Genomic DNA, 9,043 nt, shown 5'->3' on the forward strand with positions numbered 1-9,043 from the left:
CGCTACGACAAGACGGCCACCATCTACCTGGCCGGCCTCCACCTCGCCGCCATCTTCATCTGGTCGGCGAGATGATCCGGAGGAAACGGCCTAGGGCTACGTGCCTTCCGGACAGCAGGAGGAGCAGGCCGCGGGACAGCTTCGGCCTGCTCGAGAGCCGCACCTGCGCCGCACTCCGCATCCGGCGGGCACAAAAAGTGACGGCCCGCTGCATAAAAGCTGCACGTGCGTGCGTCCTGAACTGCCGTGATCGGGGTACTTGCGTGGCCACCGGGCGGGCGCGCCGTGGCGCCCAGAAGGCCTGGAGACATGTGAGCGACGGGAGGTGATCAGCGTGTCCAGCATCCAGCCGCCTGGCTCCGGTCAGCAGACCACAGGATCGGAGCCAGTGGCAGAGCTGGTGCAGCGCGCATCGCAGCAACTGACCGAGCTGGTGCGCGGCGAGCTGCGCCTGGCACAGGCGGAGATGAAGGAGAAAGGCAAACGGTACGGCAAGGGGGGCGGGCTGTTCGGCGGTGCCGGTCTTGCCGGTCTTCTGATGCTGCAGGCGCTGGTGGCCACCGTCATCGCGGCGCTGGCGGTGGTGCTGCCGGTATGGGCCGCAGCCCTCATCGTCACCGCCGTCCTGGGGGTGATCGCCGCGGTGATGGCACTGACCGGGAAGAGGGAAGTCGCCCAGGCCGCGCCACCGACACCCGAGCTGACAGTCGAGAACGTGAAGGCCGATGTGGCCGAGATCAAGGAGAGTGCCAAGCGATGACCCAGCCGCACGGCGAGCCGATCGCCGAGAGCCCTGAGGAACTGCGCGAGCAGGTCGAGCAGACCCGCCACGAGCTCGGTGAGACGGTGGAGGCCCTCGCGGGCAAGGCCGATGTCAAGGCGCGTGCCCAGGAAAGGGCCGCCGAGGTCAAGGAGCAGGCTGCGCTGAAGGCCGGGGAGCTGAGGTCCAAGGCCGCCGAGGCCGCGTCCCGGGTGCAGGACAAGCTGCCCGACCCGGTCAAGGACAAGGCCGTCCGGGCGGCCGAGCAGGCTCGCGCCAAGGCGGCCCAGGCCGGCCGGCTGATCCAGGACAAGGCACCTGAGCCGGTGCGGGCCAGGACGGAGCAGGGCGCGCAGATGGCTCGGGACAACCGAGGGCTGCTTCTGACAGCAGTGGGCGCCGGTGTCGTGCTGTGGCTGCTGTGCCGCCGCAAGGGGTGAGACGGTGAAGGCGCCTGCAAGCCTGTCGGCCTCGGCCTGGGAGCGGTCGGCCGCATGCTTGCAGGCGCCCTGTTCGAACCGGCATGGAAGATGCTCGGCCACGACGAGGATGCTCCCGACGCCACCGACGCCACCGACGCCACCGACGCCACCGACGCCACCGACGAGGACCGCGCCCGGGGCGGAATCCTGCTCGCCGCCACCGTGCAGGGCGCGATCTTCGCGGCGGCCGTGCCCAGGGCCGGTGCCATGGGGGTCAAGGCCGCCGTCGACCGTGTCGGCGCCGCCGCCACCCGCCGCCTGACCGGTACCTGGCCCGGCTGACACCCGCCCAGGCAGGAGGCTGGAAGAATCACGGCCGGCCTCCTGCCCGGCCCGTGACCGAGCACGAGAGACGCCACCATGTCCGATCAGCACGCGGCCGCCGCTCTGACGGCCGCAGCAGCCATCGCCCTGGTCCTCATCACCCGTACCGCCCTCCTGCGCAGCAGCCTCAACCGCACCACCGGCACAGCACGCCCACACCGCCGCTGGACACGACACCCCGCCGAGGCCACACCGCCCGACGAAGCCGCCTTGGCCGTGCGAGAGGCCGAACAGCACGTGCACCGCTGCTGGCAGCACCTCCACACGCGCACCGATCCGCCCGAGTGACCCGGCCCGGACCCCCGAGAGCCACCGCACGGACACGCTCCACCACCCGCACCGCACCCCAAGGGCGGGCACCGTCGGCCCGGGCTGCCGGTCGTGGACACCGTGACCCCGCCTGCCCGACCTGACCACACCACCAGTCCACTCCCTCGAGCGGGCCGGCACGGCGTGTCATACGGAGCAGGTGAACATGCGGAGTGGTCCCGGAACAACATTCATCCGTTCGGGTTCCGGGCCAATCCGCCCACCGCGCGGGACCGGATTACCCACATGAGCGACGAAGAGAAGGAACCGCGGAATCCCGGCAGAGGGACACGGCTCGGGCTGGGTGCGCTGAGCGGTCTCCTGGCCGGCTTCGCCGCGCTCGCCGTCGCCGAACTGGTTGCGGCGGGAGTGCGTCCTCAGGCCGGTCCTGTCGTCGCGGTCGGCGGTGCCGCCATCGACCGCACGCCGGCCGCGGTGAAAGACTGGGCGATCCGCAATTTCGGTACCGATGACATGTTGATCCTTCAGCTCGGCATCCTCATCGTATCGGGATTGCTCGCACTGGCCCTGGGAGTTCTCGGCCTGCGCCACCGGCGCATCGCAGCCGCGGGAATCCTGGGGTTCGGGGCCATCGGGGCAGTGGCGGCCACCAGCCGCCCCGACTCCGCCGCCCTCACCGACGCGCTTCCCTCCATCATGGGGGCGCTCGTCGCCGCTCTCCTCCTCTACGCCCTCGTCGGCCGCCTCCTCGCACCGCGCCGTCAGCAGGCACGCTCACCCGAGCCGGCTGGCGAGAGCTGGGACCGGCGCGGTTTTGTGATCGCCGCGACCACCGCTGCCGCCGCCACGGCCGGGGCGGGTGCGCTGGGCAGGGCCCTGAACGGTGCCGGCGGCCGGGACGCGCTCGCCTCCCGCAAGAGCGTCAACCTCCCCGTCCCGAGCTCACGGGCCCCCGTGGTGCCCCGGCGCGCACAGGTCAGGGTGGCGGGCGTCAGCCCGTTCATCACTCCGAACGAGGACTTCTACCGGGTCGACACCGCCCTGGTCGTGCCCACCGTGGACACCACTGCTTGGCGGCTGCGCATCCACGACCAGGGCGTACGGCGGCCACTGACGCTGTCGTTCGACGAGCTGCTGCGCAGGGAGCTGATCGAGCGGGACATCACCCTCACGTGTGTGTCCAACGAGGTCGGCGGCCCGTACGTCGGCAACGCCCGCTGGATCGGGGTCCGGCTCGCCGACCTGCTCGCGGAGTGCGGTGTGCGGCCGCCGTCCCAGGGCGGGCCGGCCGACCAGCTCGTGGCCCGTTCCGTGGACGGCATGACGATCGGCAGCCCGGTCGAGGACGTCATGGACGGCCGTGACGCACTGCTCGCCGTCGGCATGAACGGCGAGCCGCTGCCCTTCGGCCACGGCTTCCCGGTCCGCATGGTGGTGCCCGGCCTGTACGGCTACGTGTCCGCCTGCAAATGGATCGAGGACATCGAGCTGACCACCTTCGACGCCTACGACGCCTACTGGGTCAGGCGCGACTGGGCCCGCGAAGCCCCCATCAAGACCCAGTCCCGCATCGACACCCCCAAGCCGTTCGCCCGGCCGAGATCAGGCACGGTGATGGTGGCCGGCGTTGCTTGGGCCCAGCACCGCGGCATCGACAAAGTCGAGGTCCGCGTGGACGACGGGCCCTGGCAGGAAGCCACCCTGGCCGCCGAGGACTCGCGCGACACCTGGCGCCAGTGGTCCTACCCGTGGCGGGCCACCAAGGGCGGACACACCGTGACCGTGCGGGCCACCGACCGCACCGGCCAGGTCCAGACCGAGAAGCGCAGCCGCACCATCCCCGACGGCGCCGGCGGATGGCATTCCGTCGTGGTGACCGTCGAGTGACCCACAGACCACTTTCCCCTTATCAGGCGGCACCCGCCGCACCCTGGAACAGAGAGACACACCATGCAGACCCGTATCCGTCGTATCGCCGTCACCGTCGCCGCCGCGGCCGTCCTTCCGCTCGCGCTGAGCGCCTGCTCGGACGACAGCGGTGACGCGTCGAAGGCCGACTCCGGCAGCGAGGCGTCGGCGTCCGCGACCGCCTCGGACGACTCCATGGCCGATTCCGGCAGCAGCGCCTCCACCATGGACGAGCCCTTCGGTCCGGCCTGCGCCTCGGTTCCCGAGGACGGCGCCGGCTCCTTCGACGGCATGGCCAAGGACCCGGTCGCCACCGCCGCCTCCAACAACCCGGCTCTGTCCACGCTGGTGTCCGCGGTCAAGAAGGCCGGCCTGTCGACACCCTCAACAACGCCCAGAACATCACCGTGTTCGCGCCGACCAACGACGCCTTCGCCAAGATTCCGAAGGCGGACCTGGACAAGGTCCTCAACGACAAGGCGACGCTCACCAAGATCCTCACCTACCACGTGGTGGGCCAGAAGCTCACCCCGAAGGACCTGGAGAACGGCTCCTTCGACACGCTGGAGAAGTCCGAGCTCACGACCTCCGGCTCCGGCGAGTCCTACACGGTCAACGACTCGGCCAAGGTCGTCTGCGGCAACGTCAAGACCGCCAACGCCAACGTCTACATCGTCGACACGGTCCTCATGCCCAACAGCTGACCGCGGACAACGCCGGGCGCCGCGCGAGCGCGCCCGGCTCCGCCGTCCCTGAACATCGGATGCGCGAAGACGATGAGCGGTTGGCCTCGTTCACGTGTCACGGCCCCGGCTCGGGCAGCCAAAAGGGCGGGCGCGCGGCAAGGGGGGTCGCCGAAAGAGCTGTTGGCGAACTGGACGCTGGTGGACGGCGACTGAATCCGGTGGCGGACAAGACCGGGAACGGACAGACCGTCACGTGTGGGAGAGAGCGAAGGAAACCAGGAAGCCGCTCACGGTGACCAGTCCGATGGCCAGGTGAGCTTCCTCGAATGCCTCGGGGATCATCGTGTCGGCGATCATCGCGAGGATCGCTCCGGCGGCCACCGCGGTCACGGCGGCGATCACCGCAGGGGAGAACCCCCCGACAACGGTGTAGCCGAGCACCGCCGACAGGGTGCTCGCTGCGGCAATGGCCCCCCATACCCCGAAGACGTACGCCTTGCCACGGCCGGCTTTCCTCATCCCCGCCGAGCTGGACAGCCCTTCGGGAACGTTGCTGATGAACACCGCCGCCACGGTCACCAGGCTCACCGCTCCGCCGTCGAGCAGACTCACGCCGATGACCGCCGACTCCGGAACGCCGTCGAGCAGCGCACCGAAGGCCAGTGCGAGACCCGAACCGCTCTGCTGCCCTTCGGAGGGCTGCGCCCGGTCCTGCCGGTGACCGGAGCGCTTGCGGTGCCGGGCACCACGTCGGGCCAGCCACATGTTGCCCGCGGTGTAGGCCGCTGCACCGGCGAGCGTGCCGATCGCCGCAGGGGCCAGCCCGGCCTGCTCGTACGCCTCCCCGACCAGCTCGAAGCTCACTGCCGACAACAGCACCCCGGCCCCGAAGGCCATCACCGTCGCGATCACCTTCTGCGGGACGCGCAGCCCGTATCCCGCCACCGCACCGAGCAGCAGCGCCGAACCCGCTACGAGCCCCCACAGACCCGCCTGGAACACCTGCGTCATGACCCGATGGGTACCCAGCGCCGGCCACATCATTTTGGTGTGAAAGACAGGTGCGGTCAGGTCGGCAGGGGCACCACGGCGAGGGGTGCTGAGGTGGGGCGGGCCGATCCTCCCGCGGGTTCGACGGTGATGCCCACGGCGGAGGCCGAGTTGGCCGAGCCTGACAAGGGCACGGCCTGATGGGTGCGGTCGGCGTCCATCAAGCCTGCCGGCCGCATGGTCCCCTCCTGTTCGTACCACAGCTGGTAGACCTTGCCCCGTGGTGGCGTGACCATGTCGGCCGCCACCAGGACGGCCCTGTCACGCGTGCGGGAGACCACCAGCGTCGCGCTCGCGCCGTCTTCGAGCGGGACGCGGCGCGAGACGGCGTCGGGGGCGCCCAGGACGGCGGCCAGCTCGTCCGTCTGCCGGCGAGCCTGCCGCTCTTCTGCCGCGGCGTTCTCGGCCCGGTGGTGTTCCCAGACGGCGACGCCTCCCAGGGCGGCGGTCGCCGCGAGGCAGGCGGCAAGCGCCAGTTGAGGAATGCGTCGGCGCAGCGCCGCAGCCGAAGGCGTCCGTGGGACGAACGGAGCCACCTGCCGGACCGTGGTCACGCGCTGCAGAACCCGGTTCCTCATGGCAGGGCGGGGCGTGACGGCCGCCGCTGCTGCGAGTCTCGCGGCGGTGGCCGTGAACTCCGTGACCTCCTCGGCGCATGATCCGCATGCGTTCAAGTGCTGCTCGAACAGCTCGCGTTCCTCGTCGGGCAGTGCGTGCAGGGCGTAGGCACCGGTGAGGGTGTGCAGATCGGTGTCGGTGGTCATGCGCTCACTCCCAGGCAGTCACGCAAGCGGATCAGTCCGTCACGCAGGCGGGTTTTCACCGTGCCCAGGGGGAGGGACAGCTGGGCGGCCACCTGGCGGTAGGTGAGCCCGCGGTAGTAGGCCAGGGTGACGGACTGGCGCTGCAGCTCGGTCAGGGTGCGCAGACACCGGCGGACCTGTTCGTGCTCCAGGCGGTGCTCGACCTGCTCGCTCACCTCGTCGTACTCGGGCAGCCGGTCGAGCAGCGCGGCCTTGTGGTCCCTGACCGCGGCGGCCTCGACGGAACGGACCCGGTCGATGGCACGCCGGTGGGCGAGGGTGAGGATCCAGTTCAGGGGCGTGCCGCGGTCAGGACGGTGAACGGGGTGCGGTGCGCCATACCTCCACCAGCACCTCCTGGGTGACCTCCTCGGACTGTGACAGGTCGCGCAGCACCGCGCGGGCCACCCCCAGTACAGGAGCCGCGACGATGTCGTACAGCTGAGCGAATGCATCGGTGTCTCCGCGGGCCACCGACTCCACCAGCATGTGCAGATCCGGCTGCTTCATCGGATTGTGGCCGATGGATACAGGTTCCTTCACGACATCCATCCCTGTGCCGGCTCGCACCCGCACTGTTGTTCGTTCCTCTGCGTACTGGAGCCGGTCCCGGCGACCGCGTGCCGGGGCCGAAGGCCGCGGAACGGTTCCGATACCGGCCGTCGTCTGTCACACAGGGAATCCGGATCTGCGGGGCGGACGGATTGGTCGATCCGGCCATGAGGTTCGGCCCTTTCCGGCTGCTCCGCGGTGCCGAGGGTGGCGCCGGACGCGGTCACGACGTCGGTGAGCGTCCGGGCGGCAGTAGGGCTCGGGCAGCCCTCGGTCGGACAGCGGAAGCCAGCGCACTTGCGTACGGTCACGGTGAACACGCGCGCCTGCTGCCACAGTCACTTCTGTGGCAGCAGGCGCGGGACGTACCGAACCCTCGTGGGCTGACGGCAGACGCGGTGGAGCCGTCGGCCTGTCAGCTCCCCGTGGCGGTGACGCCGAACATCAGGGTGCGCCGGGAGACGTCGTAGTGGACCGTCTTGGTGTTCTCCAGCAGGTCCTGCAGCACGTCGGCGTCCTCGGCGTCCACGGTGAGGACTTCCTCCCAGGCGCCTTCGTCCAGGACGAGCTGAAGGGTGAAGGTGCCTCGACGGCCGGGCTCTCCGGCGACCCAGCTGAACTGGTAGTGGTTGACCTGACGGACCTTGATGCTGTCGTCGGTCACAGGCTGCCGAACCTTGGGCATGAAACAACGCCTTCCGTCTGCTTGCTGTGGCGAGCACCGGACTGTTCGACCGGTGCCCGTGGCGCTGAGTACCCAGGACTCCGGACAGGGAACTACGGAATCCGCACCCGTCACCCAGACGCCTCACGGGCCGGTGCGGGCCATGAGGGCCGGCGCGACAGGATGCGCGACCTGGCAGCCCCCGGCACGGGGCCGCGGGCGGCAGCGGCGGGCTTGAGTCCGCGGTGCCGGGTTACCCACCCGATATGGCGAAGTTGCATCTTCCAGGGCGGAATGACCATCGGCGCAACGGCAGTGATCAGGTGCCGGCACCGGACGAGGCCGGGCCGGACCAGGAGGTCGAGCGGGCCGCACCGGATACGCCGGCGAAGCTGCCGAAGCGGTCCTGGGTCCACGTTCTCAAGGGGACGCTGAAGGAGTTCAAGGACGACGAGCTGACCGACCGGGCGGCGTCCCTGACGTACTACGGGGTGCTGTCGCTGTTCCCGGCCCTGCTGGTCCTGGTGTCGTTGCTGGGCTTGACCGGCAAGTCGGCCACGGAGAAGGTGCTGGACAATCTCAAGCAGCTCACCCCGGGCTCGGCCCGCGACATCATGACGCGGGCGGTGGAACAGCTGCAGGGCAACGCCGGTACCGGATCGGTCATGGCGATCGTCGGCCTCGCGCTGGCGGTGTGGTCGGCGTCCGGCTATGTCGCGGCGTTCATCCGCACCTCCAACGCCGTCTACGACATGCCGGAGGGGCGGCCGGTGTGGAAGATCCTGCCGGTCCGGCTCGCGGTGACGGTGTTGCTGATGGTGCTCGCCGTGGTCAGCGCGCTGATCGTGGTCTTCACCGGCGGTATCGCGCGGCAGGCCGGGCAAGCCCTCGGCATCGGGGACAGCGCGCTGACGGTGTGGTCGATCGCGAAGTGGCCGGTGCTGGTGCTCCTGGTCACCACGATGATCGCGATCCTGTACTGGGCGTGCCCGAACGCCAAGGTCAAGGGCTTCCGCTGGGTCACGCCGGGCAGCTTCCTGGCGCTGCTGATCTGGATGGCCGCCTCCGCCGGCTTCGCCTTCTACGTCGCCAACTTCGCCTCGTACAACAAGACCTACGGCACGATGGCCGGCGTCATCGTGTTCCTGGTGTGGCTGTGGATCAGCAACCTGGCGATCCTGCTGGGTCTGGAGTTCGACGCGGAGACCGTGCGGCAGCGGGCCATCGCGGGCGGGCACCCGCCCGAGGCCGAGCCCTACACCCAGCCCCGTGACACCAGGACGTGGGATGAGGAGGACGTGCGGCGTCTGGAGGAGTCCTGACGCGCCTGCCCGCACGACCGGCCGAGGCGGTGGCCGTCGGCCGGACCTCCGTCGTGGGGCTGTCCTACCGGCCGGCCGACGGCCACCGCCCGGCTCGTCGCCACCCGCGGTGGGGGGGGGGGGGGGGGGCCCCCCCAAACACCGGGCGCGGGCGCGGCACAGCCCCGGCGGGGGGGCGCGCCGGCCCCCCCCCGGCGCGCGGGGGGGGCGGGCGCGGCCGGC

The 9,043-nt window shown here is 70.5% G+C and carries 8 protein-coding genes and 3 pseudogenes; 7 read left to right on the forward strand and 4 right to left on the reverse strand.

The genetic code is table 11. The features are described from left to right. Positions 1-388: 388 nt before the first annotated feature. From AB0K92_RS33120 to AB0K92_RS33145, 6 genes and pseudogenes are all read left to right on the forward strand, one after another. Positions 389-760 carry a phage holin family protein gene (locus tag AB0K92_RS33120; protein ID WP_365928986.1) on the forward strand — a complete coding sequence of 124 codons (372 nt, stop codon included), beginning with the start codon at positions 389-391 and terminating at the stop codon, positions 758-760. Continuing rightward, entirely contained in the window at positions 757-1,200 is a 444-nt protein-coding gene (locus tag AB0K92_RS33125; protein ID WP_365928979.1) for a DUF3618 domain-containing protein, read from the forward strand. Before AB0K92_RS33120 ends, AB0K92_RS33125 begins: the two co-directional genes overlap by 4 nt. Before the next feature lie 6 nt (positions 1,201-1,206). Then, positions 1,207-1,524 (forward strand): annotated as a pseudogene (locus AB0K92_RS33130) (DUF4235 domain-containing protein); the annotation flags it as partial. 78 nt (positions 1,525-1,602) lie between these two features. Then, a complete protein-coding gene (locus AB0K92_RS33135) occupies positions 1,603-1,854 on the forward strand; it encodes a hypothetical protein (protein WP_365928980.1) in 252 nt (83 codons plus the stop codon). 267 nt (positions 1,855-2,121) lie between these two features. After that, positions 2,122-3,723, forward strand: a complete 1,602-nt coding sequence (locus AB0K92_RS33140) for a sulfite oxidase (RefSeq protein WP_365928981.1) — start codon at positions 2,122-2,124, stop codon at positions 3,721-3,723. A 63-nt stretch (positions 3,724-3,786) separates the two neighbouring features. Beyond that, positions 3,787-4,448, forward strand: a pseudogene (locus tag AB0K92_RS33145) (fasciclin domain-containing protein). A gap of 231 nt (positions 4,449-4,679) precedes the next feature. Here AB0K92_RS33145 and AB0K92_RS33150 read toward each other — a convergent pair. The 4 genes and pseudogenes from AB0K92_RS33150 to AB0K92_RS33165 all read right to left on the reverse strand — a co-directional run bounded on the left by AB0K92_RS33150 (position 4,680) and on the right by AB0K92_RS33165 (position 7,499). Then, the gene (locus tag AB0K92_RS33150) at positions 4,680-5,441 is read right to left on the reverse strand and encodes a ZIP family zinc transporter (protein ID WP_365928982.1); all 762 of its coding nucleotides are present in this window, start codon (positions 5,439-5,441) and stop codon (positions 4,680-4,682) included. Positions 5,442-5,497: 56 nt separating this feature from the next. Next, positions 5,498-6,244, reverse strand: coding sequence for an anti-sigma factor (locus AB0K92_RS33155; RefSeq protein ID WP_365928983.1), 747 nt, complete (start codon positions 6,242-6,244; stop codon positions 5,498-5,500). After that, a pseudogene (locus tag AB0K92_RS33160) lies at positions 6,241-6,826 on the reverse strand (sigma-70 family RNA polymerase sigma factor). Before AB0K92_RS33160 ends, AB0K92_RS33155 begins: the two are co-directional and overlap by 4 nt. A 424-nt stretch (positions 6,827-7,250) precedes the next feature. Continuing rightward, complete coding sequence (locus AB0K92_RS33165) at positions 7,251-7,499, reverse strand: hypothetical protein (RefSeq protein WP_365928984.1); 249 nt, start codon at positions 7,497-7,499, stop codon at positions 7,251-7,253. Positions 7,500-7,765: 266 nt separating this feature from the next. Between AB0K92_RS33165 and AB0K92_RS33170 the strand changes: the two genes are divergently transcribed. Next, a complete protein-coding gene (locus AB0K92_RS33170; RefSeq protein WP_365928985.1) occupies positions 7,766-8,821 on the forward strand; it encodes a YihY/virulence factor BrkB family protein in 1,056 nt (351 codons plus the stop codon). The last annotated feature ends 222 nt before the right edge of the window (positions 8,822-9,043 follow it).

The organism is Streptomyces sp. NPDC052687 (assembly GCF_040678395.1).
In the GTDB taxonomy this organism is placed as follows: Bacteria; Actinomycetota; Actinomycetes; order Streptomycetales; family Streptomycetaceae; genus Streptomyces.